The sequence below is a fragment of the Streptomyces sp. NBC_01571 genome, from assembly GCF_026339875.1.
Lineage (GTDB): Bacteria > Actinomycetota > Actinomycetes > Streptomycetales > Streptomycetaceae > Streptomyces.
Window position 1 is genome coordinate 5,529,824 of the sequence record NZ_JAPEPZ010000001.1, and the last position, 26,201, is coordinate 5,556,024.

29 protein-coding genes are annotated in these 26,201 nt (G+C 73.0%); 12 read left to right on the top strand and 17 right to left on the bottom strand.

Going from position 1 to position 26,201, the window contains the following annotated elements; translation table 11 throughout:
• Positions 1–256: 256 nt before the first annotated feature.
• Complete coding sequence (locus OHB41_RS24910; RefSeq protein ID WP_266700407.1) at positions 257–439, bottom strand: hypothetical protein; 183 nt, start codon at positions 437–439, stop codon at positions 257–259.
• Positions 440–591: 152 nt separating this feature from the next.
• Between OHB41_RS24910 and OHB41_RS24915 the strand changes: the two genes are divergently transcribed.
• On the top strand, positions 592–1,935 hold the full coding sequence (locus tag OHB41_RS24915) for a helix-turn-helix domain-containing protein (protein ID WP_266700408.1): 1,344 nt from the start codon (positions 592–594) through the stop codon (positions 1,933–1,935).
• 86 nt (positions 1,936–2,021) lie between these two features.
• Here OHB41_RS24915 and OHB41_RS24920 read toward each other — a convergent pair whose 3' ends face one another.
• The 6 genes from OHB41_RS24920 to OHB41_RS24945 form a co-directional block, all read right to left on the bottom strand.
• Positions 2,022–3,857: an alkyl/aryl-sulfatase gene (locus tag OHB41_RS24920; protein ID WP_266700409.1), complete on the bottom strand. Its 1,836-nt coding sequence runs from the start codon at positions 3,855–3,857 to the stop codon at positions 2,022–2,024.
• Between the two features lie 251 nt (positions 3,858–4,108).
• Entirely contained in the window at positions 4,109–4,330 is a 222-nt protein-coding gene (locus OHB41_RS24925) for a hypothetical protein (protein ID WP_101399314.1), read from the bottom strand.
• Complete coding sequence (locus OHB41_RS24930; RefSeq protein WP_266700410.1) at positions 4,327–5,970, bottom strand: transglycosylase domain-containing protein; 1,644 nt, start codon at positions 5,968–5,970, stop codon at positions 4,327–4,329. Before OHB41_RS24930 ends, OHB41_RS24925 begins: the two co-directional genes overlap by 4 nt.
• A gap of 269 nt (positions 5,971–6,239) precedes the next feature.
• A complete protein-coding gene (locus OHB41_RS24935; RefSeq protein WP_266700411.1) occupies positions 6,240–7,013 on the bottom strand; it encodes a hypothetical protein in 774 nt (257 codons plus the stop codon).
• On the bottom strand, positions 7,010–7,657 hold the full coding sequence (locus OHB41_RS24940) for a sigma-70 family RNA polymerase sigma factor (RefSeq protein ID WP_323138396.1): 648 nt from the start codon (positions 7,655–7,657) through the stop codon (positions 7,010–7,012). Before OHB41_RS24940 ends, OHB41_RS24935 begins: the two co-directional genes overlap by 4 nt.
• Before the next feature lie 141 nt (positions 7,658–7,798).
• Positions 7,799–8,137, bottom strand: a complete 339-nt coding sequence (locus OHB41_RS24945; protein ID WP_266700412.1) for an Ig-like domain-containing protein — start codon at positions 8,135–8,137, stop codon at positions 7,799–7,801.
• A gap of 212 nt (positions 8,138–8,349) precedes the next feature.
• Here OHB41_RS24945 and OHB41_RS24950 point away from each other — a divergent pair, with 212 nt between their 5' ends.
• On the top strand, positions 8,350–8,973 hold the full coding sequence (locus OHB41_RS24950) for a SigE family RNA polymerase sigma factor (protein WP_526024959.1): 624 nt from the start codon (positions 8,350–8,352) through the stop codon (positions 8,971–8,973).
• Entirely contained in the window at positions 8,963–9,715 is a 753-nt protein-coding gene (locus OHB41_RS24955) for a L,D-transpeptidase (RefSeq protein WP_266700413.1), read from the top strand. The genes OHB41_RS24950 and OHB41_RS24955 overlap by 11 nt, the downstream gene beginning before the upstream one ends.
• Here the strand turns inward: OHB41_RS24955 and OHB41_RS24960 are convergent.
• Positions 9,682–10,485 carry an alpha/beta fold hydrolase gene (locus OHB41_RS24960; RefSeq protein ID WP_266700414.1) on the bottom strand — a complete coding sequence of 268 codons (804 nt, stop codon included), beginning with the start codon at positions 10,483–10,485 and terminating at the stop codon, positions 9,682–9,684. The two genes, OHB41_RS24955 and OHB41_RS24960, sit on opposite strands and share 34 nt — an antisense overlap.
• A 95-nt stretch (positions 10,486–10,580) precedes the next feature.
• Here OHB41_RS24960 and OHB41_RS24965 point away from each other — a divergent pair, with 95 nt between their 5' ends.
• Together OHB41_RS24965 and OHB41_RS24970 are read left to right on the top strand one after the other, a co-directional pair.
• Positions 10,581–11,015, top strand: coding sequence for a MarR family winged helix-turn-helix transcriptional regulator (locus tag OHB41_RS24965; protein ID WP_266700415.1), 435 nt, complete (start codon positions 10,581–10,583; stop codon positions 11,013–11,015).
• 10 nt (positions 11,016–11,025) lie between these two features.
• Positions 11,026–11,304, top strand: coding sequence for a ribosomal protein L7/L12 (locus OHB41_RS24970; protein WP_266700416.1), 279 nt, complete (start codon positions 11,026–11,028; stop codon positions 11,302–11,304).
• 129 nt (positions 11,305–11,433) lie between these two features.
• On the opposite strand, the gene OHB41_RS24975 is transcribed toward OHB41_RS24970, so the two are convergent.
• Together OHB41_RS24975 and OHB41_RS24980 are read right to left on the bottom strand one after the other, a co-directional pair.
• Positions 11,434–12,276 carry a hypothetical protein gene (locus OHB41_RS24975; RefSeq protein WP_266700417.1) on the bottom strand — a complete coding sequence of 281 codons (843 nt, stop codon included), beginning with the start codon at positions 12,274–12,276 and terminating at the stop codon, positions 11,434–11,436.
• Between the two features lie 107 nt (positions 12,277–12,383).
• Positions 12,384–12,647, bottom strand: a complete 264-nt coding sequence (locus tag OHB41_RS24980) for a hypothetical protein (RefSeq protein WP_266700418.1) — start codon at positions 12,645–12,647, stop codon at positions 12,384–12,386.
• Positions 12,648–13,277: 630 nt separating this feature from the next.
• Between OHB41_RS24980 and OHB41_RS24985 the strand changes: the two genes are divergently transcribed.
• The gene (locus OHB41_RS24985) at positions 13,278–13,481 is read left to right on the top strand and encodes a cold-shock protein (RefSeq protein ID WP_010986199.1); all 204 of its coding nucleotides are present in this window, start codon (positions 13,278–13,280) and stop codon (positions 13,479–13,481) included.
• A gap of 222 nt (positions 13,482–13,703) precedes the next feature.
• Entirely contained in the window at positions 13,704–13,982 is a 279-nt protein-coding gene (locus tag OHB41_RS24990) for an SCO5918 family protein (protein ID WP_266700419.1), read from the top strand.
• Positions 13,983–14,119: 137 nt separating this feature from the next.
• Here OHB41_RS24990 and OHB41_RS24995 read toward each other — a convergent pair whose 3' ends face one another.
• Both OHB41_RS24995 and OHB41_RS25000 read right to left on the bottom strand, forming a co-directional pair.
• Positions 14,120–14,965 carry a hypothetical protein gene (locus OHB41_RS24995; RefSeq protein WP_266700420.1) on the bottom strand — a complete coding sequence of 282 codons (846 nt, stop codon included), beginning with the start codon at positions 14,963–14,965 and terminating at the stop codon, positions 14,120–14,122.
• Positions 14,966–15,292: 327 nt separating this feature from the next.
• Positions 15,293–15,715 (bottom strand): ATP-binding protein, encoded by a 423-nt coding sequence (locus OHB41_RS25000; protein WP_248002027.1) that lies wholly within the window; start codon positions 15,713–15,715, stop codon positions 15,293–15,295.
• Positions 15,716–16,030: 315 nt separating this feature from the next.
• Between OHB41_RS25000 and OHB41_RS25005 the strand changes: the two genes are divergently transcribed.
• Positions 16,031–17,047 carry an FkbM family methyltransferase gene (locus tag OHB41_RS25005; RefSeq protein ID WP_266700421.1) on the top strand — a complete coding sequence of 339 codons (1,017 nt, stop codon included), beginning with the start codon at positions 16,031–16,033 and terminating at the stop codon, positions 17,045–17,047.
• A gap of 21 nt (positions 17,048–17,068) precedes the next feature.
• On the opposite strand, the gene OHB41_RS25010 is transcribed toward OHB41_RS25005, so the two are convergent.
• Genes OHB41_RS25010 through modA form a run of 3 tightly spaced genes read right to left on the bottom strand, consistent with a single transcriptional unit; the run spans position 17,069 to position 20,126 of the window.
• Positions 17,069–18,409, bottom strand: a complete 1,341-nt coding sequence (locus OHB41_RS25010) for an ABC transporter ATP-binding protein (protein ID WP_266700422.1) — start codon at positions 18,407–18,409, stop codon at positions 17,069–17,071.
• A complete protein-coding gene (gene modB, locus OHB41_RS25015) occupies positions 18,406–19,305 on the bottom strand; it encodes a molybdate ABC transporter permease subunit (protein WP_451288789.1) in 900 nt (299 codons plus the stop codon). Before modB ends, OHB41_RS25010 begins: the two co-directional genes overlap by 4 nt.
• Positions 19,302–20,126: a molybdate ABC transporter substrate-binding protein gene (modA, locus tag OHB41_RS25020; RefSeq protein ID WP_266700423.1), complete on the bottom strand. Its 825-nt coding sequence runs from the start codon at positions 20,124–20,126 to the stop codon at positions 19,302–19,304. Before modA ends, modB begins: the two co-directional genes overlap by 4 nt.
• 175 nt (positions 20,127–20,301) lie before the next feature.
• Between modA and OHB41_RS25025 the strand changes: the two genes are divergently transcribed.
• The 3 genes from OHB41_RS25025 to OHB41_RS25035 all read left to right on the top strand — a co-directional run bounded on the left by OHB41_RS25025 (position 20,302) and on the right by OHB41_RS25035 (position 23,133).
• Positions 20,302–20,787: a molybdopterin-dependent oxidoreductase gene (locus OHB41_RS25025; RefSeq protein WP_266700424.1), complete on the top strand. Its 486-nt coding sequence runs from the start codon at positions 20,302–20,304 to the stop codon at positions 20,785–20,787.
• A 107-nt stretch (positions 20,788–20,894) separates the two neighbouring features.
• Positions 20,895–21,830, top strand: a complete 936-nt coding sequence (locus tag OHB41_RS25030; protein ID WP_266700425.1) for a LysR family transcriptional regulator — start codon at positions 20,895–20,897, stop codon at positions 21,828–21,830.
• 106 nt (positions 21,831–21,936) lie between these two features.
• The gene (locus OHB41_RS25035) at positions 21,937–23,133 is read left to right on the top strand and encodes an NAD-dependent formate dehydrogenase (protein WP_266700426.1); all 1,197 of its coding nucleotides are present in this window, start codon (positions 21,937–21,939) and stop codon (positions 23,131–23,133) included.
• A 47-nt stretch (positions 23,134–23,180) separates the two neighbouring features.
• On the opposite strand, the gene OHB41_RS25040 is transcribed toward OHB41_RS25035, so the two are convergent.
• Together OHB41_RS25040 and OHB41_RS25045 are read right to left on the bottom strand one after the other, a co-directional pair.
• Complete coding sequence (locus OHB41_RS25040; protein ID WP_266700427.1) at positions 23,181–23,573, bottom strand: TOBE domain-containing protein; 393 nt, start codon at positions 23,571–23,573, stop codon at positions 23,181–23,183.
• 186 nt (positions 23,574–23,759) lie between these two features.
• The gene (locus OHB41_RS25045) at positions 23,760–24,296 is read right to left on the bottom strand and encodes a universal stress protein (RefSeq protein ID WP_266700428.1); all 537 of its coding nucleotides are present in this window, start codon (positions 24,294–24,296) and stop codon (positions 23,760–23,762) included.
• A gap of 379 nt (positions 24,297–24,675) precedes the next feature.
• Here OHB41_RS25045 and OHB41_RS25050 point away from each other — a divergent pair, with 379 nt between their 5' ends.
• The gene (locus tag OHB41_RS25050; protein ID WP_266700429.1) at positions 24,676–26,154 is read left to right on the top strand and encodes a glycosyltransferase; all 1,479 of its coding nucleotides are present in this window, start codon (positions 24,676–24,678) and stop codon (positions 26,152–26,154) included.
• Positions 26,155–26,201: the final 47 nt, after the last annotated feature.

Consider the following 26,201-nt stretch of genomic DNA (forward strand, 5'->3'; position numbering starts at 1 on the left):
CGCATCTGACGCCGCGCGCCGATGAACCGGGGATCACGGGACAGCCCTTGGGGGCCGCCGGCGGAACGGGGGGAGTTCCGCCGGCGGCCGTTCGCGCCGTCCGCCGCGGGGGAGGACGCGGTTCTCGGACGGTCGGGTCTCGCGGGGGCGCCGACGAAGGGTGCCGTCGACGACCGAGGCCGTCTTCGTGCGGGGGTCCGCACCTGTGGGCAACGGGGGTGCGGTGAGCGCCGGGTGCGGTCGGCCGCCCCTGCCACTACGGTCGTGTGGAGATGCCGCCGTACGCCGTCTCCGGGTGTCCGGAGCCCTGCTGGTGGAGGGCCGGGGCGGGATCGGCCGCCCTGGCCGGACCTGCGTTGGCCGCCAGCACCAGTGCGGCCACGGCGATGACTGCCGCACCGAGCACCCTGAAGTAGCGCGCGGAAATACGTCGGAGCACAGCGACCTCGCAACAACAGCGGCGTATTAAGCAGGCTTAACCCGTCGCTTAACGTAGGGGCTCGAAGCACCAAAGAGCAAGGGGCGCAAGGGGAGTTGGATATTAGTCAAAAGTCGTCTCGGGTTAAGTGGACTTAATGGCATGCTTAATCCATGGCGGAGCGTGACGGCCCGGAGGTCATCGGGCGCAGGGTCCAGCAGCTGCGTACGGAACGCGGGCTGACACAGAAACAATTGGCGGAACCGGCGTACACGCCCGCCTACATCTCGACGCTGGAGGCGGGGCGGGTGCGCGCCTCCGAGCCCGCGCTGCGGCACATAGCCGAGCGGCTCGGGGTGGCGTACGAGGAGCTGGTGACCGGCAGGCCGGCCCACCTCGCCACCGATATGCGGCTGCGCCTCACCGACGCGCAGCGCACACTCGCCACCGGCGAGGCCGAGGTCGCGGCGGAGCAGTACACGGTGCTCCTCGCGGAGGCGGACACCCACGGACTCGTCGCCGAGCAGGCCGCCGCACTGCTGGGGCTCGGCGAATGCGCCCTGGAGACCGGGGACCTGGAGACCGCCCGGGAGCGGTTCGAGGCGTCGGAGCGGCGCCTCGGGGACGCCCCGCTGCCCCAGCGGGTGCCGGCCCTGCGCGGCCGTGCCGTCTCCCACTACCTCGCCGGTGAACTCCGGTACTCCTGCTACCTGTTCGAGTCCACGCTGGACGAGCTGAACCGGACCGGGATGCACGACCCGGACGCCCTGCTGCTTCTCTACACCGGCGTCATCGCTCCCTACATGGACATGGGCGCGCACGCCCGGGCCGCCCAGGCCGCCGAGTTCGCGCTCGCGCTCGCCCCGCAGGTCGGCGAACCCGCGCTCGTCGCCCGGATGCACCGCTCGGTGGCCCGCACCATGATCGCCGAGGGCCGGATCGCGGAGGCCGACGCCTCCCTCGCCAAGGCCGCCGAGCTCTACCGCCAGCTCCAGATCCGTACGGAGCTCGCCAACTGCCACTGGATGCGTGGCTACCTCTACGCGCAGAACGGTGAACTGGAGCGTGCCGAAGGTGAGTTGCGCGAGGCACAGGCCATGCTGTCGGCCAAGCGGGCCGCCCTCTACACCAGCCAGGTCAACGTCGAACTGGCGGACGTGCTGCACCGCCGCGGCAAGTCGACGGAGGCCGCCGTGCTCCTCCACGAGGTGCTCGGCGACCTCAGCCCCGAGCGCGGCGCCGTGCACTCGGCGGGCGCGCACCGGCTGCTCGGCATCATCGCCGAGGACGCCCGGGACACCGAGACCGCCGAGGAGCACTACGTCCGGGCGCTGAGCCTGCTGGAGCGGGCCGGCGCGGCGGGCGACCTGGCCGACCTCTGCCGCCTGCTCGGAGACCTCCTGCGCCGTACCGGCCGGGTCGAGGCGGCCCTCGACGCCTACCGCACGGGCCTGGGCCACCGCACGGCTCCCGGCACGACCACCCTGGGCCCGGCCCCCGCGCAGCCACCGCTCTGACCGCCGTCGCGCGTACGGGAGCGCGCGGAGGCTGCCCGCGCGCTCCCGTACCCCTCGGACGGCCTCCAGGGGGCCTTACGGCGGCACTACGGGGTCACGACGGGGAATGCGTGGTCCGGTGCGGTGGCGTACGACAGGAGGCGGTCCAGGACGGCGGGGTCGCCGTCCGCCTCGATGCCCGCGAGGCCCCGCCCCTCCAGCACGGCGCGCAGTTCCGGCCGGGTGAGGGTCAGGGTCAGTCCCGCGTGCGGCTTCGGGACGTGGTGGACCGGCATGCCGCGGTGCGTCAGCGCGCCGTGGTGGAGGTTGACTCGGTGGCGGCGCTGTTCGTCGGTCACGACGAGGTCGAGGGTGAGGTGGTCGTGCCAGGCGCGCGGACCGTCGATACGGACGGCGAGCGAGTCGAGGAGCATGCTCACGGTGAGCGCGGAGGTCAGTTCGGAGCCCGTGGTGTCGATGTCGGTGTCGGCCGTGCCCCGGCGCAGTTCCAGGGCGGCCGTGAGGTAGTAGTTGCGCCAGGTGCCGTTCTCGGCGCCGTGCCCGAGCCGTTCGTAGACACCGGAGAGGGTCTCCCGCGCGGCGCTGTCCGACGGGTCGGCGAAGACCAGGTGGTTCAGGAGCGTGGCGGCGAAACGGAGGTCGCCGTTGTCCGCGTACGCCCGCGCCTTCACCAGGGTCTCTGTCGGACCACCCGCCAACTCCACGTATCGGGAGGCGAGTTCCGCGGGCGGGTGCTCCCAGAGATGGGCGGGGTTCCCGTCGTACCAGCCCATGTACCGCTGGTAGACCGCCTTGACGTTGTGGCTGAGGGAGCCGTAGTAGCCGCGTGCGTGCCAGGACCGCTCCAGGGTGGGCGGCAGCCGCAGCTCCTCGGCGATCTCGGAGCCGGTCAGGCCGTTGTTGAGGAGACGCAGGGTCTGGTCGTGCAGGTACGCGTACAGGTCCCGCTGCTCGCCGAGGAACCGGACGATGTTCTCGCGCCCCCAGGTCGGCCAGTTGTGGGAGGCGAACGCGACGTCGTAGGTGTCGGCGAACAGGTCGACGGTCTCGTCGAGGAAGTGGGCCCAGACACGCGCGTCGCGGACCGGCGCGCCACGCAGGGTGAGCACGTTGTGCAGGGTGTGACTGGCGTTCTCGGCCACGCACAGCGCGCGCTGGTCGCGGAGCAGGAAGTTCATCTCGGCGGGCGCTTCCGTCCCCGGCGTGAGCTGGAAGACGAACCGCACGCCGTCCACCGTCTCCTCCTGTCCGGTGCGGGTGACGTCCACGTTCGGGGCGATGAGCGTGACAGTGCCGGTGGAGGTGGTGGTGCCGAGCCCGGTGCCGATCTGGTCGCGCGGCCCCTTGGGCAGCCGGGCGCCGTGCATGAACACGGCCCGGCGCAGCATCGCGTTTCCGGCGAAGACGTTCTCGCTGACCGCGTGCTCCAGGAAGCCCGTCGGCGCGAGGACCGGCACCCCGCTGTCGCTGCCGTGCGGCAGCACACCGCGGGCGCCGCCGAAGTGGTCGACGTGCGAGTGGGTGTAGACGAGCCCGGTCACCCGGCGCGCTCCGCGGTGCTCGCGGTAGAGGGCGAGGGCGGCGGCGGCGCACTCCGCCGAGATCAGCGGGTCGATCACGACGACACCCTCGCGGCCCTCGACGAGCGTCATGTTCGACAGATCGAGCCCGCGTACCTGGTACACACCCTCGGTGACCTCGTACAAGCCCTGCCGCGCACACAGCCGCGCCTGCCGCCACAGACTCGGGTGCGCGGTCGGCGGACAGTCGTCCGCGAGGAACGCGTAGGCGTCCGCGTCATGGACGACCCGCCCCTCGGCGTCCCGGACCACGCCGGGAACCAGGGCCGCGATGAACCCGCGATCCGCGTTCTCGAAGTCGGTCAGATCCTCGAACGGCAGCTCTTCGCCCGCGGCATCCATGCCCCCACCCTCGACGACACCCGGCCCAGGGACCAGCGGGGTGGGCCGTTCGAGGGGGTGGTCGGGGCCCGGGAGGGCGTCATCGGGCGGGGCGGTGCTGAGGCGTCCGGATCGTCGCACACCGAAAACCCGGCAACCTGCGGATGTGGCAGCCGCGGGGTGAGGTGGCCGGGTCCGGTGGTGTCAGTCGGGTCGGGTACTGCACGCGTCGCGGGTGGTGACGGCGGTGCGGGTACTGCACAACGTGCAGGTCAGAGCCTGTCCATCCGGGTGTAGGGGCTGAGGATGCGGGCCTGGCGGGAGCCGAAGTCGACGAGCATGGCGATGCCCTCTTCGACGCCGATGATCGTGCCCAGGCCGAACTGGTCGTGGGAGACGCGGTCTCCGAGGCTGAATTCCTTGGCCACGGGGACGACCGGGGCTGCGAAGGGGCTGGTGGGCAGGTGGCGCCGGGGCGCGGAGGGTTTAGTCATCGTGTAGCCAGTATGGGCTTTGTTTGGCCGATCGGAAGCCCCGGATTTCCTTCTTCGGCCGGAGAGAGGCCGCCGGAGGTGCCGGTGATCTTGGCCCAGGCGCTCTCCGAGATGTGGGCGGAGAGCCCCTCGGCGGTGCCAGGGAGCGGCGCCGGGAGGGGCCCCTTTCGGCCCTTGGCCGGGTGTTCCGCGAAGAGAGCCACGGTGAGGGTGAGGTGTTCGGCGAAGGTCGTCCGCCAGAGGGTGCGCGGGCCCGCGGCGCCCGTGAGGACGGCCGGGGGACCGCCGGCCCGGCTCTGCATCAATTTGGTCAACACCCCCGCGCCACCCCGCGTGATCGCCGTACTGGTGTTCGGATGGGCTCGGTAGAGGGTGCGGCCCGCGCGGGTGATCCTCGCGACCGTGTACGGCTTCGCGTACGTCCCGTGCGCCGCCGCGGCCGCGTACGCGGAGGCCAGCCGCAGCGGGGTCGGGGCGGCGGTGCGCGCGAGGCCCGCGAGCGGCGGCAGCAGCTTCGTGCCGGCGAAGGGCCGCAGCGCCGTACCCGCCTCCACCGCGCCGTCCACCGCGTCGTTGAAGGGCTGGCGGGCGTAGTCCGCGCCGCCGTACAGGACCCGGACCGCGCCGTCGCCCGGGACCAGGGCCACCACGGCCGTGTGCAGCCGGGCGCCGCCCTCGACGGGCGCCGCGCCGGCCGCCGGCTCCGCCGTCGCGTCCTGTGCCGTCAGGTCGAAGGTGGTGCGGACCGTGTAACCACCGCGGGCGAGCTGGTCCTCGGTGATGCCGAGCCGGTCGGCGGCCTCGGCGGACGCCACGTCGATCAGGTACTGGCGCTGGCCGTCCGTGTCGCCCGGCGGATAGAAGCGGAAGGCGGGGAAGCGGGCAGCGGCGCGCTGGGCGGCCGTGATGGCGCGGCTGTCCGCCATCGCGTCCAGCACCCAGTCCCAGCGGTCCACCAGTTTCGCCGTCACCGCGGGGTCCGAGCCGGCCTTCTCGTAGTACGAGGGGATGTTGATGACGGCCGCGAGCGCCGCGCCCTGGCTCACGGTCAGGTTCCTGGCATCGACGCCGAAGTAGTTCCGGGCGGCGGACTGGATGCCGGCCGCGCCCCGGCCGAAGTAGACCGTGTTCAGGTAGCCCGCCAGGATCTCGTCCTTCGGGCGGGTGCGGTCCAGTTTGATCGCGATCAGCGCCTCGCGCGCCTTGCGTGACAGCGACTGCTCCGGGCTGAGCAGGGCGTTCTTCACGTACTGCTGCGTGATCGTCGAGCCGCCCTGCCTGCCGCCGCCGCTCACCGTCGCCCAGGCCGCCCGGGCGATCGCCTTCGGGGAGATCCCCGTGTCCGAACGGAAGGAACGGTTCTCCGCCGCGATCACCGCATCTCGCACGTGCCTCGGCACCTGCGGGAGAGGTATCTCCTGACGGTCGACGGGGCCGCGACGGCCCAGATAGTCGCCGTCGTCGTCGACGAAGACGCTGCTCTGCATCGCCGTCTCGGGGTGCGGCTCGGGGATGACCGTGAGGTGGTACGCCACCAGGGCCGCGGCGACGAGGTGGGCGAGCACGGTGAGCAGGACGATCAGCGCGCGGCGCAGTCGGCGGCCGCGAGTGCGGCGGACGCGGATACGGCGGTCGGCCAAGCGGCGCCGCAGACCGGCCCGGAGCCTGCGCCGACCCCGGGAGCGGGCGCTTCTCCTGCTCCGGGCGGCGTCTGTGCCCGCCCCTCCCGCGTCTGCGCCCGACCTCGACCCAGACCCCGGGCCCGGGTCTCGGCTCCGGTCCCGATTCTTGTCCCCAGGAGGCCTCCCGTCCTGCCTCCCGTCCGTCCGGACGCTCACCCGCGGCCGTCCGGCCAGGCCCGTGGCGCCGGCCCGCTCGGGGCGGCTCACGGCGCCGCCGCTCTGGTCGCTCACGTCGCGAACTCCATGGTCGCGATCACCTTGCCCGCGGAGTCGTACACCGTGACTCTTTTCGTCGGACCGCCGGGGAACCGCCGTTTCGTCGGCATGCCCGGCGTCCAGGACATCTCCTGCTGCGCCTCCGGTGATTCCAGAGGCTTCGGTGTCTTCCGCGGCTTCGAGTGCTTCACCAGCGCGTACCAGACGCCCCAGTGCGGGCTGCCCGCGAGAGTGAGTGCCGTGCCGTCGACGTCGCCCGCCGTGGTCTCGATCCGCACGCGCGCCGCGTCCCCCTTGCCGTGGTAGATGCCGGACACGAAGTGGCCGTGGTCGCCGTCGCCCTCTTCCTGGAGGGTGACGCCGGGCGTGCGGATGCCGATGCCGTCGTCCTTGACGCCCCGGAAGCGCGGTGCGGAGCTCCAGGGCACGGTCCAGTGCCCGCCGTCCTCGGTGAGCCAGATCCTGATGCCGGACGCGATCCGCACCCGTTCCCCGGGCGTCACCACCCGCACCGACCCCCGGGGCCCGGCGGACGGGCCCGTCACCCGCGTCGCGTCCGCGCCCGTGCCGACGCCCGCGCGCAGCGCCACCGCGGCCGCCGGGACCATCAGCAGCGCGCAGGCGGAACCCGCCACGGCGGCGGCGCGGCGCCGCCGCCGGGCCGCCCGCTCGACGGCGGCCAGGGGGACGGGCGAGGGAGTCACGTCGCAGGCGGCCTCGGCGAATATCTCGCGCAGCCGCTCGACCTCGGCCGACCACCTCGCGGACCTGCTATGACGCTTCATGAAAGGGCTCCGTGGACGGGGTGGCGAAGAGCGAAGGAGGGATCGGCGCGCAGGGCCTCCAGACCGCGCCGCGCGAGCGTCCTGACCGTGCCGGCGGAGCAGCCGAGCAGCTGGGCGGTCTCGGCCTCGCCCAGGCCCTCGCCGTAGCGCAGCACGAGCACGGCGCGCTGCCGCGCCGAGAGCGCCGAGAGCGCCGAGAGCGCCGAGAGCGTCGTGAGGGCGGAGGGGGCGGTGGCGGCCGCGAGCGCCGTGGGGGCCCGGCCGGGGAAGGACCGCTCCGCGGCAGCCTCCGCACGGCCGGGCGCAGGACGCCGCGGCCGCTCGGGCAGGAAGGGCGCCGGCAGACGCGTGAGGCGTCTCCTCCGGGTCCGGCCGAGGTGGTGCTCGACCAGTGAGCGCCGTACGTAGAAGGCGACGTCGTCGCGCGGGATGCGCCGCCAGCGGGTGCGGACCCGGGTCAGCGTGGCCAGGACGAGATCCTCGGCCTCCTGGAGGTCCCCGGTGAGCAGGTGCGCGGTGCGGACCAGGCGGGGCCAGGCCTCGGCGGCGTACGCCGCGAAGTCGTTCCCACGGCCGGGCACGGCGGAGAAGCCGTCTGCACCGGCGGGGAGGGCGGACACGGCGTCGGATGAGGTGTGGGGCACGGCCGGCGGTCCCTCGGAGTCTCGGGTACGTGGGGGAGGTGCGGTGCGGGGGAGTCGGGACCTGAACAACCCGGCTCCCCCGCCCGCGGATTCAGCGCGGCCCGGACCGGGCGCGAACCTCGCCCCCGGTGTCGTGGGCGTTCATGAGCGGACAACTCCTTCTGTGAAGCGTGGCTTTGACCGACGCACACTCGGCCGGGGCCACTTGAGCGCACCGCGCGCCCGCCACCGCGCCCTGCTCGCGTTCCAGTCGCCGTCGCCGTCGCCGTCGCCGTCGCCGTAGCCGTTGCGGGCGGACGCGGTGACCTTCAACTGGTGCTCCACCCAGGCGCGTTCGGCCGCCCGGGCCGCGTGGTCGAAGGTGGTGGATATCGGCATGCCGACGCCCACGGTGGAGCGGTGGGAGAGGACGCGGGGCCCGGCCGCGCCGTCGCGCCGACCTCGGTGTCCGCGCCGCTCACCGGCGGCTCCTTCGAACACCCGGTGAGGGCGGGCGCGCACACCGCGGCCACTGTCCAACCGGCCGCGCAGCGACGGCTCCTGGCTCTGCGCGTCATCCTGTTCCCCTTGCGGTGTGTTTCGATGTGCGGCGTACGGGACCTGTACGCACGGCACGTTCCGCCGGGTTGCACGGGACCGCGGAAATTCCGGAATCTCCGCCGGGGGGCACGACCGAGGAAGCTGCGGGAGGCATGACCGAGGAAGAGTTCGACGCGTTCTACGCCGCCGCGTTCCCCCGGCTGACCGGCCAGCTCTTCGCGTTCACCGGGGACCACGGCGAGGCGCAGGACGTCGTCCAGGAGGCGTTCGTGCGCGCCTGGGACCGGCGGCGGGAGTTCCTCGCCGACGGGGCGCCGGAGGCGTGGATCAGGACCGTGGCGATGCGGCTCGCGGTGAGCCGGTGGCGTCGCGCGCGCCGCTGGCTGGAACTCGTCCGCCGCACCCCGCCGCCCGAGCACACCCCGGGACCCGATCCCGAGCGCACGGCGCTGGTCGCCGCACTGCGCACGCTGCCCGAGGCGCAGCGGATGGCGCTGGTCCTGCACCATCTGTGCGACCTCAGCGTCGAGCAGGTAGCCTCCGAAACCGGGGCCCCCGTGGGCACGGTCAAGGCCCGGCTGTCCCGTGGCCGGGCGGCGTTGGCCCGGGAACTGGCGGCGGACGAGTGGGTGGCCGCCGACGGGGGGAAGAAGGCCCACGGAGGGCGACGGGCGAACACCGCGGAGCCCTCCGCCGGCCCGGTGGCCTCCGCCGATGCCGATGCCGACGCCGACGCCGCGGACCAGGGGAAGAGGGAGGACGACCGTGTCCGATGAACTCCCCTCCGAACTCGCCTCCGATCTGCGCGAGTTGGCCGTCTCCGGTGAGACGCCGCCGTCGGTGTCCGGGGCCGAGGTCCGCTTCCGGGCGGTACGCCGACGGCGTCGCCGCCGCACGGCCGTGACCGTGTCCGTCGCCGGTGTCTGCGCCGCGGCGAGCCTGGCGCTGCTGCTGGCCCTGAACCTCGGTGGCGGCGGGACGCGGGAACGTCCGTCCCCGGCCGCGAGTCCCACCGCCCCGGCCCGTACGCCCGTCGCGGTCGGCGCCACCGTCGATCTCGCCCGCCGGGTGCTGACGGCCGCGGGCCGCGACATGCCCGTCTCCGTGGGCATGCCCGGCCGCCCCACGCCGACGGGCCGGATGACGGTCGTGGCGAAACGGGACGTCCGGGTGGTGCCCGCCCTGGAGGTGGGCCCGAAGGACGTCTATGCGCTGAAGGTGCCCTGGGTGATCGAACTGCGCGCCGCGGACGGGACGACGAACTTCGTCGGCGCCCTCTCCACCGACCAGAAGGCCCCCGGCAACTACGACGTCACGGACGGCTGGATCGGGCTGCGGCCGGCCGACGCGCAGTGGCTGTACGGGCAGTTGGACCTGGGCGCGGTGGTCGAGATCGGGGACACGGTCTCCGGGCCGTCCGAGACGGCGGTGGACACCGCTCCTCCGGCCACCGGTGGCACGGGTGCGCGGCCCTCGGCGGGCCGTCAGCCGGTCGCGACGGCCATACCGTCCAGGTAGGCGTCGAGGGCGCCGAACGTCGCCGCGGGCCGTTCGATGTGCGGGAGATGGCCGGCCTCGGGCACGGACACGAACCGCGCGTCGGCGAAGGCCGCCGCGAACGCCCGCCCGTACGCGGGCGTCACGATGCGGTCGCTCTCGCCCCACAGCAGGAGTGCCGGGACCCGGATCCGGCCGACGCGGTTCAGGAGCTTCGGGTCGTGCATGTACGGGTCGCCGCACAGTGCCCGCAGCGTCACCATGTTGGCCTTCTGGGCGGTGATCTGTTCCTCGGTGAGGGTGGCGGGGTTCACGGCGAAGCGGGCCGGGTCGTGGAAGGAGTACGCGCCGATCTCGCGCGGGTCGAGGGCGAAGATGTCGCGGATCGGCTCGCCCGGTACGTCCACGCCGGCGGAGTTGACGAGCACGAGGCGGGTGATGCGGTCGCCGTCGTCGCGGAAGGCCATCTCGGCGGCGGTCCAGCCGCCGAGCGAGGAGCCCACGACCAGGACGTCGCGGTGGCCCTCGTCCTTGAGCCAGTGCAGATAGGCGAGGGCGAGGTCGTCCACGCCGGTGAACCAGTCGGGGCGCTCGGTCCCGTTCCAGCCCGGGTGCGTGGGCACCACGACCCGCATGCGGGCGGCCAGATGGGCGGCGATGCCCTGGACGGTGGCGGGGCCGCCACCGCCGTGCAGGACGAGGGCGAGAGGGCCGTCCTCGGGGCCGCTCTCGGTGAGGGTGAGCGGGAGGTCGGGGCGGGTGCGGACGGTACGGGTCCTGGTGTCAGCCATGCGCCCACCGTATCTACGCATGCGTATATACGCAAGCGTATTTGAGGCCTTAGACTCGTGACATCACTCGTGGCACGACGGAGGAGGAGAAGCGCGTGGACGGTCACCCGGTCGGTGCGGTCGACCTCGAGACGCTGGGGCGGGCGGTGAAGGAGGCGCAGTACCGGCATCACCGGGCGCTCGACACCCGCCTCGCGGCGGTCGGCACGACCCTCGCCCAGTGGGACGCGCTGCGCGCGATCGGCCGGTCGCCCGGTGCCTCCGCGCACGAGCTGGCCGCGGCGACGTTCCAGGGCGACCAGTCCTTCGGCACGCTGGCCGGCCGGCTCGCCGCCCAGCACCTCGTCGAGCGGCGCCCCGGCCGCGGCCGCCGGATCGAGCACCACCTCACCGAGGCGGGTGAACGGACCCTGGAGGCCGGGCGTGCCGTCGCCCTCGAAGTGCTCGCCGCGTCCTTCGCGCCGCTCGACGAGGACGAACGGATCACACTGCTGGGCCTGTTGGGCCGTTTGGGCGTGGACGTTCCCTAGGATCGGGCCCATGGGAATACTCGGGTTCTTCGTCCTCGCCATGATCGTCTTTGCGAGCTACGCGGGGATGGACGGAAGGCTGGGTCGCACCGACCGCAGAATCGCCCGCGTCGAGCGCAAACTCGACCTGATCCTCGACCACCTGGGCATCCAGCAGGCCGAACCGGAGCTGGAGCAGGTGGTGGCGCTCGTGCGTGACGGCAGGAAGATCCAGGCGATCAAGGCGTACCGGGAGTTCACGGGAGTGGGCCTCAAGGAGGCGAAGGACGCGGTCGAGCGGATGGAATAGCGCCCGGTACGCCTGATACGCCCGGACGGCGCTACGCCCGGACGGCCCTACGCCCGACCGGTCCGTACGCCCGGCACAGCCGGTGAGCCCGGCGCAGTCGGACCGGCCGGGCCCACGAACCGCGGTCCGTCAGTTCGTCGGGCTGGCGGCGGGGGTCTTTCCTTCGAGCACCTGCCGCAGCCGCGGGGTGCCCTGCTGGACGGCCTGCGCCGTCGAGTCCGACTCGGCGCCGTCCAGGCCGCCGTTGGTGAGGAAGAGGGCGCTGTCGCCGACCCTTACGGCGGCGATGTCCAGGGTCAGGGTCGAGGGCTCGCCGTCCAGCTGTCCGTTCATGGTCAACTGCAGTCCCTGCCGGGCGTCACCCTCGTCGGGCAGCTGCGCCGACACGACCTGGACGTTCTGCTGCCCGCCCTGCCCGTCGACGGCCGTGAACTCGGCGCACTTCTGGGGCAGCGTGGCGATCCACGCCAGTCGCTTGCTCAGCTCCGCCTGCCCGTACTGCGCGACCTGGTAATGCATCTGCGCCTGGTTGTTGCTGTCGTCGAAACCGGTGACGGCCTTCGTCCCCTTCGCCGGGCCGAGCAGTTCCTCGGCGTACAGGCCGTCGAGCAGCTTCTGACAGTCGGCGGCGGCGCTCTTGTCCGTGCCGAAGCCCGCCGCGTCGACCTTGCTCTTGAGCAGGCCGTCCCGCCAGGTCGCCGCCCCCGACGTCCCCGACCACTGCGACGGCAGGTCCGCGTTGGTGATCAGCGCGGCCCTGGCCCGGGCCTCGGTGAGCGTGGCGGTGGACGACGGGCCGGACGACACCTCGGCCAGCGGGGAGGCGGGGACCGTACGGCCACCCGCGGAGCCGCCGTCGTTCGAGCACGCGGCCGCCGACCACAGCACGCCCACCGTCAGGGCGCAGACCAGCAGCCGGGGCACGGGGGACGGGGGGAGGCCGGAGGCGGGGCGGTACGGCGGACGGTTCACGGCGAAGGCCTCCTGACGGCGGGCGCGATGTCTCCTGCCACGCCACCACCGGGTGCGGCGTGGCACCAGCGCACCGGGCCCGTCCGGGTGACCCGCGGCGCCGGACGTCAGCCGGCCGGGTCGTGCGCCGCCCGCCCGGCACCCGGCGTCGTCACCCGCACCCGGCGGCTGCCGCACCGTGTGCACACCGCGTCGGCCAGCGGCGACCTGATCGCGACGCCGTCCTCGTCGACGTACTCCTGCGTGTGCAGGCCTGCTGCGTCGGTCGGATCGGTGAAGAACATGACCTGGAACGTCGCCTCCCAGGTGTGCCCGCAGTTCCGGCACGCGAACGCGAAGGTCTCGGACACCGCACCGGGCTCGCTCGTCATGCACTCTCCTGCGTCGTACGGACCGTCCCCCCGGCGTCCGAGGTGCGTCCCGTCTCGAACCCGTACGAGGTGGATCCCGTCGGCCGGGCGGCCGACGGCCGGTCTCCAGCGCACACCGGTCGTCGCGGGGCGGCAACTCGGAGCGGGGGCGCGGGCGGGCGGGACGGCACGCCACGCGATCTCTTCGGCCGCCGACCGCGACACGCCGACCGCGACACGCCGGGCGGGGACCGTCTGCCGCGTCGGTTCGGCGGCTGACCGCCTCGACGACGCGTCGTGCCGCAGGGCCCGCCTCACGAGCCGTCCGTAAGGGCGGCCCGGTCCCGGCACGGGGAATCCGGTGCGGGAGGGCGTGGAATATCTGTCATGGCCGCGATAGAAAATGGCTCGGCCGAGGGGGTGGTTCCTTATTCCCCGCAGTGCGGTGAGATAGTGCGCCGCCCTTCCGGGGCCGTGGCGTGCTAGTGTCGATATCAGTTGCAGTTGTGGTTCCCAAAGTCTTGGAGCGTCTTTCCGGTCCATACCGGTCGGCCGCTTCTGAATTTCCGGTTTTATCCGGAGGGGGCAACATCGCGGCGACGCGGACCCGCACAGTGTGGGTCCTCGAGCTTTGCCCCGAAGGAGATTGACATGGCTACTGGCACCGTGAAGTGGTTCAACGCGGAAAAGGGCTTCGGCTTCATCGAGCAGGACGGCGGCGGCGCCGACGTCTTCGCCCACTACTCGAACATCGCCACCCAGGGCTTCCGTGAGCTCCAGGAAGGCCAGAAGGTGACCTTCGACGTCACGCAGGGCCAGAAGGGCCCCCAGGCGGAGAACATCGTCCCCGCCTAGTCCGGGACCCGCTGACGCCTGACTTCTGAGTCGGCCGATGCTTACAGGTGGCCGGGACCTGCACCCTGAGGTGCGGGCCCCGGCCACCTGCTTTTTTGGTTTCGTCCCCCGGCTGGTTTCGTCCCGGATTGAATTTCCGGCGAATTTTCTGTCCGCCGTGCCCACTTTCCGGCCCGACTCGCCCACTTTTCGGGCCACGAAACTTCATCCCGCGGAGGCGCCATGCGTTGTGTGATCGCCCGTTTCCCCTTCGACCTCATCAAGAGCGAGGTCGAGCACTCGATGGCGGGCGTCGAGCCCGAGTCCGTCACCAGCGCGTCCGTGGTCGTCGGCCCGCACGCCTACCCCGTCAAGCAGGTCGGCGAGGTCATCACCAAGCAGGACCGTCGTGACTTCACCGAGGCCGAGGTGGCCCGTGCGCTCGTCCGGCTCGGCTTCGTGTGCCGGGCCGCCGCCGCGCCGGCGGTTACCGCCGTACCCAGCTGGGCCGAACCGGCCTAGCCGTCCCGGCCCCGTCTCCCGACGCCGGCACGGAGCCCGTCCCACCCGCGCGGTCGACTCCCCCGGTGATTCCTCCCGGGGCGTTTCCCCGGAATCCGGCGCGGCGCTGCGCTGCGCTGCTTCCCCTTCCCCGCTCCTCACTTCTTCTCCCAGGGCGTGCCCGGCACCCCTGTGGGCACCCTGGCCGCCACGAAGTCCACCGTCGCGTAATGGCCCGGGGTGACGCGGGCGGTGATGCGGCGGAGGTCGCCCCCGGTGCCGATCCAGTAGGTGAGGGGCGAGGTGTCGGCGGGCGAGGCCGTGGGGTGCGGGCCGGAGAAGACGTCGTAACCGTGGCCGTCGAGGTCCTCCTCGCGCAGCCACAGCGGACCCGACCGGGCGAGCCGCCGCGCGTCATCGGGACGGTCCGCGGCCACGGAGAGCACCAGGCGCAAGGCGCGGTCCAGCGGGCTGGTGGAGTAGGGGCGGCGGGCCCACCGGCCGGACTTCAGGGTGCGTGCCCTGCGGACGGCCTGCGCGGCGGTCGTCACGGCGTCCCGTTCGGGGGGCCGTGTCCTCCGTCCGGGTGCTCCGCCGGGCACCGGAGCCGGCGGCCGGGCCATGGCGACGCCGCCCGGGTCCCAGGAGAGCAGGCCCCGTAACGTGCGGGCGCCGTCCACCATTTCGTACGCGCCCACCGCCCGGCGTACACGATGGTCGACCACCGCGCGGACCGTCACGGTCCCCGTCTCCTCCCCCACCGGGGGCAGCCGCACCGTCACTTCCGCGGGGCTGGCCTCGTAGGCGCGGAACCGGGCCAGTGCCATGCGCCGGGCCTCGTCCGCCGAGAGGGCACGGGGTGTCGGGTCCTCGCCTCCGGAGGACAGGAGCAGCAGCAGAACGGTCAGGGCACCCGCCGCGATCGCCGTCGCGCCGGCGGCCGCGCGCCGGCTCCTCGGCGGCCTTTCGTGGGTGGGGCGCGGGGAGTCCGGGGAGAAGCGCATGGCACGTCTCTACATCCGGGCGGTCCGTCCGCCGGCCGACTCCTGAGGACGGGCCGCCCCGCGTCACCCTCCCGGCGGACCGCCCGAGGGGCAGTCCGTTTCCCGTTCCCGCTGAGCGGGCGCCGGCCGTGGTGCCCGCGCGGGCCTCGCCGCCCGTCGGAGAGAGGGGGACGGTGAGGGGCATCGCGGGGCGGGGCAGGAGACCGCGGTCACCGCTCGTCGCAGGGGGCGAAGACCGGGTGTTGGGGCGGACACCCGGGGGCGGTGCGGGTTGGGGTGGGACGGACGCCGTGGGTCGGGAACGGGCGCCGCGGGTCGGGAACGGGGCTACACGGCCAGGACCGCGCGGACCGTCTTGCCGCCGATACCCGTGCTCACGACCTCCAGGCGGTGGGCGAGGTGCTGCACCATCGCGAGACCCCGGCCGCTCTCCGCGTCGGTGTCCACCAGGCCGACCCGGGGCCGGCCCGGACTGTCGTCGTGGACCTCCACGGTCACTTCGCCGCCGTGCCCCACCTGCAGACGCAGCCGGCAGCCGGTACGCCCGTGCCGGACGGCGTTGGCGACGAGTTCGGACGCGATGAGCGTGGCGTCGTCGACCTGGTCGGCGGTCGGCGGCACCGTCCGCGGACGCGGCCGGGTCAGGAACGCCGACGTCAACCTACGGGCCCTGCCTGCCGAAACGGCCGTGCGTGGCAGGGTGTACTCCACGCGGGCGGTCTGCCGGACGGCGCGCTGCTGCGCACGCATGACAACCTCACTTCCCCTCCCAGGACACCAGGTACCCGGCGGCCGGACCCCCGCCGGCCGGGCCCCGCGCGAAACGGCGCGCGGCGGTCCTGCCCCCGGGTGATGCCCGCCCCCGGCGATCGGCAACCGGCGATCGGGGTCACAAACCCGCCAACGGTGTACAGGAGGCGGTCACGGCCGGTCCTCCCGTGCTAAGAGGTGCGGGTGCGGCGATCGCGACGCGCGCCGGTACCGACGACTGTCACCCGATGTTCGTTCGCGCGAAAGTTGTTCGAGCAACTCCCGTGACCCGCGTGATTCTGAAAGGGTGTGGGGATGCCGACCCTTTACAGAAGAATGCTCGGTCTGCTCCCCCGGATAGGCGTGCAGGTTCTCGACCTCGGTTCGGGCGCGGCGGTGGTCTACCGACGCGGCAGGCGCACCCGCGTGCCCGTGGGCCGTGCGGCCGATCTGATCGCCCGCGGCGGAGGACGCTACGAGGTCACCCCCGTCGGCCCGGAGAAGAAGGCCGACATGTGGGTGGTCGCCCGCGAGTCCTCGGCACAGGGCGACGCCTGGGGAAGCGTGCCCTTCGGCGAGTCCGGCGGGCGGCTGCTGGTCGACGAGACGGCGTCGGCGGCCGACGAGCGCCGCTTCCAGATCGCGGCCGCCGAGTATCTGTGCACCCAGCATGTGACCGCCCTGCTGGAGAAGTACCGGGTGAACTGCGTCTTCGACGTGGGTGCCAACGCCGGCCAGTACGGTCGTCGGCTGCGCAGGCTCGGCTACACCGGCCGCATCGTCTCCTTCGAACCCACCGCGGACGCCTTCGAGAAGCTGGTGCGTGCGGCGGAGAAGGACGACGACTGGCGGGTGTTCAACGTCGGCCTGGGGCGCGAGGACTCCGCGCAGTCCATCCACGTGGGCTGGAACACCATGAACTCCCTTCTTCCGCCCAGCGATTACGGGAAGGACCGCTACCTCCGGTTCGCGAAGACCCGTACCGAGGACATCGAGATCCGCCGGCTGGACGGGATGCTGGAGAAGGCGCTGGACGGCATCACCGATCCCCGCCCCTACCTGAAGATGGACACCCAGGGCTACGACCTGGAGGTGTTCGCCGGCGCGGGCGAGCGGATCGCGGAGTTCGTCGGTATGCAGTCGGAGGTCGCCGCCTTGCGGCTCTACGAGGGCAGCCCCCGGATGCGGGAGGCGATCGCCACGTACGAGGAGGCCGGGTTCGAGATCACGGGCATGTACCCGGTGACCCGCGAGGAGACGACCGGGCGGGTGGTCGAGTTCGACTGTGTGATGGTGCGGGCCGACGCCGTGCCGCAGGTCCCGTCCGCGTAACCGGCACCGGCGCCGTACGCCCTATGCCGGATACGCGTGTGTCTGGGCGGCTTTGACCGTCGCCCAGACGCACGCGCCCGTGTGCAGGCCGAGTTCGGCCGCGGCGACGGTCGTCAGGTCTGCGGCCAGGGGGAGTTCACCGGTGAGGTCCACACGGATCTGGTCGCCGTGCGTCTCCAGACCGGCGACCTCGCACTGCCACAGGTTGCGCGCGCTGGAGCCGGTCGGCCGGTCGCGGTACAGGGTGACGGCGCCGGGCGGGAAGGCCACGAAGACAGGGCCGGACAGCTCCTCGGTGGTGGTGATCGCCGGGCCCGCGTCCAGCCGTACGGTGTGTCCCCCGGCCGTGCCCCGGTAGAGGTTGAGGCCGACCAGCTGGGCGATGTAGTCGGTGCGCGGGTGGCGGGCGATGTCCGAGGGGGATCCCTCCTGGACCACCCGGCCGTGCTCGACGACGACCAGGCGGTCGGCCAGCACCATCGCGTCGAGCGGGTCGTGGGTGACGAGTACGGCCACGGCCTCGAACTCGGCGAGATGGCGCCGGAGTCCGGCGCGCACGTCGAGCCGGGTACGGGCGTCCAGCGCGGCGAGCGGCTCGTCGAGCAGGAGCAGCCGCGGGCGGATGGCCAGCGCGCGGGCGAGGGCGACGCGCTGTGCCTGGCCGCCGGAGAGCCGGCGCGGTTTGGCGCCGGCGTGGCCGGCCAGGCCCATCCGGTCGAGCCAGGCGGCTGCCTGCGCCCGTGCCTCCGCCTTCGGCACGCCCTGACAGCGCGGCCCGAACGCGACGTTGTCCAGGGCCGTCAGGTGCGGGAAGAGCAGATAGTCCTGGAAGACGACGCCGACCGGACGGGACTCCGGCGGCGTACGGTCCAGGGCGACGCCGTCCAGCCGGAGCCGGCCGCCGCGGGAGAGCGGGGTGAGACCGGCCAGGGCCCGGAGCGCGGTGGTCTTCCCGGCGCCGTTCGGCCCGAGGAGCGCGACCACGTCGCCGGGAGCGACACTCAGCGTCACGTCCAGGTGGAAGCCGCCGCGGTCGACGACGAGGCGGGCGTCGAGGCCCTGGGCCGACGCGGTGTCCTCGTCCGGGGCGGTGTTTCTGGCAGGCGAGGGGGTCTGGTCCGGGGCGATGTCTTCGACAGGCGCGGGGTTGGAGGCCTGGGCGGGGGGGTTGGAGGCCTGGGCGGGGTCCTGGTGCGGTGCGGGGGCCCGGGGCCGCGCGGGGTTCTGGTCCGGCGCGGGGTTCCCGGTCCGTGTCGGGCCGTTGCCGGAGGACGGCCCGTCGCCGGGAGCGCGGCCACCCTCCGCGGCCGGCCCGTTCCCGGGTGCCGGGTTCTTCCCGGTCGCGGGGTTCACGCCCGTCATGACGCCCCTGTCATCCAGCGGTCCCGCAGTCCGGCCAGGACCGCGATCGACACGACGAGCAGTACCAGGCTCAGCGCGATCGCCGCGTCGGGGTCGCTCTGCAGGGCCAGGTAGACGGCGAGCGGCATGGTCTGCGTACGGCCGGGGAAGTTGCCCGCGAAGGTGATGGTCGCCCCGAACTCGCCGAGCGCGCGGGCCCAGGCCAGGACGGCGCCGGCCGCGATGCCCGGCGCGATCAGCGGCAGCGTGACCCTGCGGAACGCGGTGAACCGGGAGGCGCCGAGCGTCGCGGCCGCCTCCTCGTAGCGCGGATCGGCCGCCCGCAGCGTGCCCTCCACACTGATGACCAGGAACGGCATCGCCACGAACGCCTCCGCGACCACCACCCCCGCCGTGGTGAACGGCAGCGTGATCCCGAACCAGGCGTCCAGCCACTGCCCGACGACACCGTTGCGCCCCAGCGCCAGGAGGAGCGCGACACCGCCCACCACGGGCGGCAGGACGAGCGGCAGGGTCACCAGCGCGCGGACGAAGCCCCGTCCGGGGAAGTCGGTGCGCGCGAGGAGCCAGGCCAGGGGTACGCCCAGGACCAGGCTCACGCCGGTGGCCGCGGTCGCGCAGACCAGGGAGAGCTGCAGCGCCTGCCATACCGCGGTGCTCGTCAGCAGGTTCGGCAGGCCGCGCCAGGGAGCCCGTACCAGCAGAGCGAGCAGCGGCAGCAGCAGAAACGCCAGACCGACGAGGGCCGGCAGCAGCAGCGGCAGCGGCACCCCGCCCCGGAGGCCCGGCCGGACACGCGGCCGGGTACCCCACCGGACACGCGGCCGCCGAGGTCCGTCGTCGGGGGCGTCGCCCCGCGCGAGAACCTCGGCGCCCGCCCGGTCCGGCTCGGTCACGGCTGGAGGAACCCGGCCGAGGTCAGTACCTTCTGGCCCTCGGGGGACCGCACGAGCGCGATGAACTCCTTGGCCGCGGCCGCGTTGGGCGCGTCCTTGAGCAGGACGATCGGGTAGTCGTTGATGGCCTTGGCCGACTCGGGGAACTCCACGCCCTCGACCTTGTCACCCGCGGCGTTCACATCGGTCCTGTAGACGACCGCGGCGTCCGCCTCCTTCAGCTCCACCTTCGTCAGGGCGCTCTTCACGTCCTGTTCGTAGGAGACCGGGGTGAGCTTGAGGCTGCTGGCGTCCAGTGCCTTCTGCGCGGCGGCGCCGCACGGCACCGTCCTGTCGCACAGCACCACCTTCAGGCCGGACTTGGTGAGGTCCTCGAGGGAGGCGACCTTGTCCGGGTTGCCGGGCAGGGTCGCGATCTCCAGCTGGTTGCGCACGAAGGTGGCCGGAGTGCCGGCCGCGTCACTCTTGTCCGTCACGATGGCCATGGTCTTGGGACTCGCGGCGGCGAACACATCGGCCGGGGCGCCTCCGGTGATGCCGGCGGCGAGCGTGTCGCTGCCGCCGAAGTTGAAGGTCACCTTCGTGCCCGGGTGGGCCTTCTCGAAGTCCTTGCCCAGGGTCGTGAAGCTCTCCTTGAGGGAGGCGGCGGCGAACACCGTCACCGTGCCCGACAGCTTGTCGGACTTCGCGGTGGAACCGGACTTCGTGGAGCTGTCGGAGTCGGAGGAGCAGGCGCTCAGGGCCAGCACCGCGGCGGCGCCGACACCGGCCACCTGCAGCATCCGGCCGGTGCGGCGGGTTCGGCGCGCGGATCGGGTCATCACGGGTGTACTCCCTCGGAGGCCTCAGGCATGCTTGCGCTGATCATACTTCCGCAGATGCGAGCCATAAGTCTTTTGGCGCATCGCATGAGCCGCACGATCAACGACCCAGTGTCCGCATGTGCGTTTGTACGGGACGGCGCTCTGGGTACGGTTTTCCGGGAGGTGGAGCCCGGTGAGCCGGTCCCTGACACATCCGCCCGCCCACTCGCTCGCGTCGGTCGCCCTGACCGGGGACCTCGCCCGCCCGGCCCGGCTGACCGTGCCCGATCTGCTGGCGTGGCCCCAGCACCGGGCCCGGGTCAGCTTCGAGTGCGCCACCAGCGGCGTACAGCACCACCGCTTCGAGGGCCCGCTGCTGCACGACGTGCTGCGTGACGCGGGTCCCGGCTTCGACCCCGCCCGCCGCAAGGACCGCCTGCGCTTCCTCATCGCGGTGGGCGGCGCGGACGGCCATCACGCCCTGCTCACCCGGGCCGGGATCGACCCGGACTTCGCCCACGCCCCGGTCCTCCTCGCCGTCGGCGTCGACGGCACCCCGCTGGACCTGGCGGGCCCCCAGCTCGTGCTGCCCCAGGACCGCTGCGGCGCCCGGCACATCAGCGGCATCGACACCATCCACGTGGACGGCCACTACGGTCCCTCCCGCCCATGGACGTGACGCGAACCCGTCTGCGACCCTGACCCGCCGGTGGCCGGTGGCCGGTGGCCGGTGGCCGGTGGCCGGTAGTCGGTAGTCGACGGGTCGCCGTTCGCGGGAGGTCGCGCATGCTGCTGCGTCAGCTGGAGTACCTGGTCGCGCTGGCCCGGGAGCGGCACTTCGCCCGCGCGGCGGCGGCCTGCTTCGTCTCGCAGCCCTCGCTGTCCGCCGCGATCCGCCGCCTCGAACACGAACTGGGCGTGCCGATCGTGCGCCGGGGACGGCGGTACGAGGGGCTGACCCCGGAGGGCGAAGTGGTGCTGGCCTGGGCGCACCGCATCCTCGCCGAGCGCGACGCCCTGCACCAGGAACTGTCGGCGCTGCGCGGCGGCCTGACCGGCACCCTGCGCCTGGGCATCGTGCCCACCGCCCTGCCCGCCGCCTCGCTCCTGACCACCCCGTTCTGCGAGTGTCACCCGGGAGCCCGGGTCAGCCTCGAGTCCCTGTCGTCCGCGGACATCACCCACGGACTCGCCGAGTTCGAGCTCGACGCGGCGATGACGTACCTCGACGACGACGGACTGCGGCACGTACGGCGCTTCCCGCTGTACGAGGAGCGGTACGTGCTGCTGACCCCGGTGGACGGCCCACTGGCCACTGCGTCCACGGCACGCTGGTCACGGGCGGCGGACCTGCCGCTGTGCCTGCTCAACCCCCGGATGCGCAACCGGCGCATCATCGACGAGTGCTTCGCCGCCGACGGTGCGACGGCCGTGCCCACGATCGAGTCCGACAGCGTCGCCGGGCTGTACGCGCAACTGCCGAACGGCCGTTGGTCCAGCGTGATCTCGCATGCGTGGCTCCACATGTTCGGCGTACCGGAGGGCATGCGGGTGGTGCCGCTCGAAGGGCCCGCGCACGGACCGCGGGTGGGCCTCGTGGTGGCGCGGGACGACCCCCCGTCCGTACTGGCGGAGGCACTGCTGAAGGTGGCGCGTGAGGCGGGCGTGCGGGACGCGCTGGACGCTCTGCTGACCAGCTACCTGGGTGGCGGCCGGAGTTGATAGCCGCCGGCTATCTCCGCATAGCGACGTTCGCTTTGACCTGCGGAATCGACCCCGAGGATGGTGAAGGGGACCTTCCGTAACCGGAGTTGAGGAGAGCCGCGCCATGGCCAAGGTGCTCTGTGTGCTGTACGACGACCCGACCGACGGATACCCGACGACGTACGCCCGCGACGACCTCCCCGCCATCGACCACTATCCCGGTGGCCAGACCACGCCCACCCCCAAGGCGACCGACTTCACGCCCGGCCACCTGCTCGGCAGTGTGACGGGCGAACTGGGCCTGCGGCGCTTCCTGGAGGACCGCGGACACACCCTGGTCGTCACCTCCGACAAGGACGGCGACCGCTCGGTCTTCGACCGTGAACTGCCCGACACGGACGTGGTGATCTCGCAGCCGTTCTGGCCGGCGTACCTGACCCCCGAGCGGATCGCCGCCGCGAAGAACCTGAAGCTGGCGATCACGGCGGGCATCGGCTCCGACCACGTCGACCTCGACGCGGCCATCGAGCACGGCGTCACGGTGGCCGAGGTGACGTACTGCAACAGCATCAGCGTCGCCGAGCACGTGGTGATGATGACGCTCTCCCTCGTCCGCAACTACCTGCCCTCGCACCAGGTCGTCCTGGACGGCGGCTGGAACATCGCGGACAGCGTGGCCCGTTCGTACGACCTCGAGGGCATGCACGTCGGCACGGTCGCCGCCGGGCGCATCGGGCTCGCGGTGCTGCGCCGCCTCGCGCCCTTCGACGTGAAACTGCACTACACCGACCGGCACCGGCTGCCGGAGGCGGTCGAGCGGGAGCTCGGGCTGACCTTCCACCCGACCACCGCCGACATGGTGCCGCACTGCGACGTCGTCACCGTCAACGCGCCCCTGCACCCCGAGACGGAGGGGCTGTTCGGGGACGAGCTGCTCGCCACGATGAAGCGCGGCGCGTATCTGATCAACACGGCACGCGCCCTGATCGTGGACCGCGACGCCGTGGAACGCGCGCTGCGCAGCGGGCAGTTGGCCGGCTACGCGGGTGACGTCTGGTATCCGCAGCCCGCGCCCGCCGACCACCCCTGGCGCACCATGCCGCACCACGGCATGACCCCGCACATCTCCGGCTCCTCGCTCTCTGCCCAGGCCCGCTACGCGGCGGGCACCCGCGAGATCCTGGAATCGTGGCTGGAGGGCACACCGATCCGGGACGAGTACCTGATCGTCGACGGCGGCGGGCTGGCGGGCACGGGGGCGCACTCCTATTCGACGTCGACGTCGACGTCACCGACCCCGGCCCCGACGACCACGTCCTGAGAACGCGGGGCCACCGCCCCCCGGCGCCCTCCCGGCGTCCCCCGCGCCTACGTGCGGTCGATGTGCACGTTGGTGGACTTCACTCGGGCGGTGGCCTCCATACCGACCTCCAGGCCGAGTTCCTCGACGGCCTCCCGGGTCAGCAGGGAGACCAGCCGGTGCGGACCGGCCTGGATCTCCACCTGAGCCGCCACGTCGCCGAGCTTGACGGCGGTGACGATGCCCGGGAACGCGTTGCGCACCGAGGTGTAGGAGGTCTCGTCCTCCTCGCCGGTCTTCGCCAGGTCGACGGAGAAGGCCGCGAGATCGCGCCCGTCGATGACGCGCCGCCCGCCCTCGTCGCGCTGCGTGGTGATGCGCCCGGCGTCCGCCCACCGTCGCGCGGTGTCCGGACTCACGCCGAGCAGCCGGGCGGCCTGGCCGATGGTGTAGGACTGCATGCGCGCCAACATAGGCGCGAGATCCTTGCATCTGCAAGCAAGGCCGGCCGTACGTCGGTACAGGTCGCGCACGTCACGCCCCCGGGCGCCGTCGACGGGGCCGAGCGGGGTCGGCCTTCCCGGGCCTCACGGGCGGTCCATCGGCCGGACTGTCGGTCGCTCTCTCGGTCGGGCTCTCGGCCGGCCTCAGGGGCGGTCGTCCGTCAGCTCGCCGGCGTTCAGGGGCAGACGCAGGCTGACGCGGCGTCGTACCGCGGCGAGTTCACGGTGCAGGGGGGAGCGGGGCACGGCCAGCACCGGACAGGCGGCGTGCGCGAGGCAGTAGCGCGCCACCGAGGGGAACAACGCGCGCTGCACCCTGCCGCGGCGTCCGGCCCCGATCACCAAGAGGTCGCCGGCGCGGTCCGCGGCCCGCACCAGGGCACGCCCCGGCCGGTCCCACACGGCCACCACCCGCAGGGGGACTCCCGGCCCGTCGATGCCGAAGGCCGTGTCGAGGGCGGTGAGCAGCCGTTCGTCCGCCAGCTGCCGGAACTCGGCCACGGGCGGCGTGAGCATCGAACTCGGATGGGTGAGCGCCCCCCGTGGCGGTTCCCAGGCGCCCACGGCCACCAGCCCGGCACCCCGGCGGTGCGCCTCGAACGCGCCCCGGTGCAGGGCCGCGAGGCTTCCCAGCGAGCCGCTGACCCCGACCACGACGCGTCGCCGCTGTCCCTCGCTCATCGCAGGCTCACCTCTCGGCGTACGTCCACACGGGCATCCGGATCCCATGGAACGCGCGAGGAGGGCGACAGGTCACGGTGTTGGCCTTCACCTGACGCGCGGACGACAGTTCCTGACACTCGCGACACGGCTCTGAAGCGGGTGCCGGGGGTGCGCGGCATGCGCCGTGCGGCGTGTGAGGCGTGCGCGAGGGGCGCGACCATATCCGCGCAACCACCCGTATGTCGCGAAACGGCAACAAGGGCCCTCCGTGACCCGGCCGCTGTTGAAGCCTTGGGCGGGTAACGAGGGGGAAGTGGAAGTGTGAATATCTTGTTCGCTGTCGTGCTGATCATCGCGGGCGGGTTGGGCCACCGCCGTGCCGCAGGGAAGAAGCGGCATGCCGACTGAGCCATGGGCCGTCCTGCCGGCGGTGTCCGTCCTGCTCTGCACGGTTCTCGCCGCCTTCTCCGCGGGCAGCAGACACAAGCGCGCGGCGCCGGGACGCGTGGTGGCGATCGTCTCCGCGCGCGTCGACGAAGGTCATCGCGGAGGCGATGGCGCAGGGGACGCGAGGGACGGTGCCGAGAGTGCCGCCGAGCGTCTGTACGCGACCGTCCGCTCGCTGACCGGCCAGTCCCGGCCGGTCGACGCCGTCCATGTCGTCGACGACGGATCCGTAGTCCCCGTCGTCCCCGTCGACCACCCTTCGGTCACCTGGCACCGGCTGCCCGGCGGCGGCAGGCGCGCGGGCCGCGCCGCGGTGGTCCGTCAGCTGCGCGGCCACGGGCGGCCGTTCGACTACGTCCTCACCGTGGACGCCGGCTCCGAGCTCCACAAGGACGCGGTGTGGCAGATGCTGCGCGTCCTGAACGACCCCCGCGTCCAGGCCTGCACCGGAACCGTTCTCACCCGGGACCGCCACGCCGGCCTCACGGCCCGTCTGACGGACCTCAGGCTGTTCGTCCTGTGCGTGCTCGGCCGCGGACTGCGCTCGGCCGTGGGAGCGGCACGCCCGGCCCCGGGCGGGATCGCGCTGTACCGGGCGCCGGTCCTGTCCGACCATCTGGAGCACTACGTGGCCTCGGCCGTGGCCGGGGGCGACGACGACCGCCAACTGTGCGGCTACGCCCGCTCGCGCGGCCGGGTGGTCTCCGTGCCACGCGCCTACGTCACCGCCGACGCGCCCGGCACCCTCGGCGACACCTACCGGCAGCAGTTGCGCCGGGCGGGGGCGGTCCGGCGCCTCATCCCCTGGGAACTCGTCGCGCTGCCGGCAACCGCCAGGACGGCCCGGCTGGTCGAGCTGGGCGCGGGGGCCCTGCTGCCCCTGCTGTCCCTCGGCCTCGTGGCCGACGTCCGGCGCACCGGGTCCGCCGGCCTGCTGCTCCACGCCCTGGCGGGCGTCGGGGTGTTCACGCTCGCCGAGGCGCTGTCGTACGCGGTCCTGCGGCCCGGGCTGAGCCGTACGGAACGGCTGGCGGCTCCGCTGCTGGCCCCGCTGCATGCCGCGATGATGTTCTTCGTGGTCCACCCGGCGACGTACCGGTCCCTCATCGGGACCCGCCCCACGGACAGACGCACCCGCGACGTTCCCGCCGTGGAGCCGTACCCGTCAGGGAGCCCAGACGCTCCGAACCCCGTCGGCCCTCCGAGGACCCCGGGGACTCCAGGAACCCCCGGAGCTTCGCAAACCGGGCACATCCCGAACGGTCCGAACGGTCCGCACGGTCCGAACGGCCCGAAGGACCCGAAGGACCCGTACACCCGCCGCCCCACGCCGCCGCGGGGTCCCGCCGAACCCGCCAAACTCCTCGACCCCCTGACCGAGCAGACCCTCGAAACACCCTTGAGGACCCGCACGGCGCGACCCGGTTGACCGCGGGCAGGGGAATCCCTGTCCGCGCGACGGACCTCGGGGAACGC

Bases quoted from the DNA above. Each gene is read 5' to 3' on its own strand.
- OHB41_RS24925 (WP_101399314.1), bottom strand. From the start codon at position 4,330: ATGACTAAACCCTCCGCGCCCCGGCGCCACCTGCCCACCAGCCCCTTC.
- OHB41_RS24960 (WP_266700414.1), bottom strand. From the start codon at position 10,485: ATGGCTGACACCAGGACCCGTACCGTCCGCACCCGCCCCGACCTCCCG.
- OHB41_RS25030 (WP_266700425.1), top strand. From the start codon at position 20,895: ATGCTGCTGCGTCAGCTGGAGTACCTGGTCGCGCTGGCCCGGGAGCGG.
- OHB41_RS25005 (WP_266700421.1), top strand. From the start codon at position 16,031: ATGCCGACCCTTTACAGAAGAATGCTCGGTCTGCTCCCCCGGATAGGC.
- modA (WP_266700423.1), bottom strand. From the start codon at position 20,126: ATGACCCGATCCGCGCGCCGAACCCGCCGCACCGGCCGGATGCTGCAG.
- OHB41_RS24920 (WP_266700409.1), bottom strand. From the start codon at position 3,857: ATGGATGCCGCGGGCGAAGAGCTGCCGTTCGAGGATCTGACCGACTTC.
- OHB41_RS24980 (WP_266700418.1), bottom strand. From the start codon at position 12,647: ATGACGAGCGAGCCCGGTGCGGTGTCCGAGACCTTCGCGTTCGCGTGC.
- OHB41_RS24935 (WP_266700411.1), bottom strand. From the start codon at position 7,013: ATGAAGCGTCATAGCAGGTCCGCGAGGTGGTCGGCCGAGGTCGAGCGG.
- OHB41_RS24950 (WP_526024959.1), top strand. From the start codon at position 8,350: ATGACCGAGGAAGAGTTCGACGCGTTCTACGCCGCCGCGTTCCCCCGG.
- OHB41_RS25035 (WP_266700426.1), top strand. From the start codon at position 21,937: ATGGCCAAGGTGCTCTGTGTGCTGTACGACGACCCGACCGACGGATAC.
- OHB41_RS24985 (WP_010986199.1), top strand. From the start codon at position 13,278: ATGGCTACTGGCACCGTGAAGTGGTTCAACGCGGAAAAGGGCTTCGGC.
- OHB41_RS25010 (WP_266700422.1), bottom strand. From the start codon at position 18,409: ATGACGGGCGTGAACCCCGCGACCGGGAAGAACCCGGCACCCGGGAAC.
- OHB41_RS24915 (WP_266700408.1), top strand. From the start codon at position 592: ATGGCGGAGCGTGACGGCCCGGAGGTCATCGGGCGCAGGGTCCAGCAG.
- OHB41_RS25040 (WP_266700427.1), bottom strand. From the start codon at position 23,573: ATGCAGTCCTACACCATCGGCCAGGCCGCCCGGCTGCTCGGCGTGAGT.
- OHB41_RS25045 (WP_266700428.1), bottom strand. From the start codon at position 24,296: ATGAGCGAGGGACAGCGGCGACGCGTCGTGGTCGGGGTCAGCGGCTCG.
- OHB41_RS25050 (WP_266700429.1), top strand. From the start codon at position 24,676: ATGCCGACTGAGCCATGGGCCGTCCTGCCGGCGGTGTCCGTCCTGCTC.
- OHB41_RS24995 (WP_266700420.1), bottom strand. From the start codon at position 14,965: ATGCGCTTCTCCCCGGACTCCCCGCGCCCCACCCACGAAAGGCCGCCG.
- OHB41_RS24970 (WP_266700416.1), top strand. From the start codon at position 11,026: ATGGGAATACTCGGGTTCTTCGTCCTCGCCATGATCGTCTTTGCGAGC.
- OHB41_RS24990 (WP_266700419.1), top strand. From the start codon at position 13,704: ATGCGTTGTGTGATCGCCCGTTTCCCCTTCGACCTCATCAAGAGCGAG.
- OHB41_RS25000 (WP_248002027.1), bottom strand. From the start codon at position 15,715: ATGCGTGCGCAGCAGCGCGCCGTCCGGCAGACCGCCCGCGTGGAGTAC.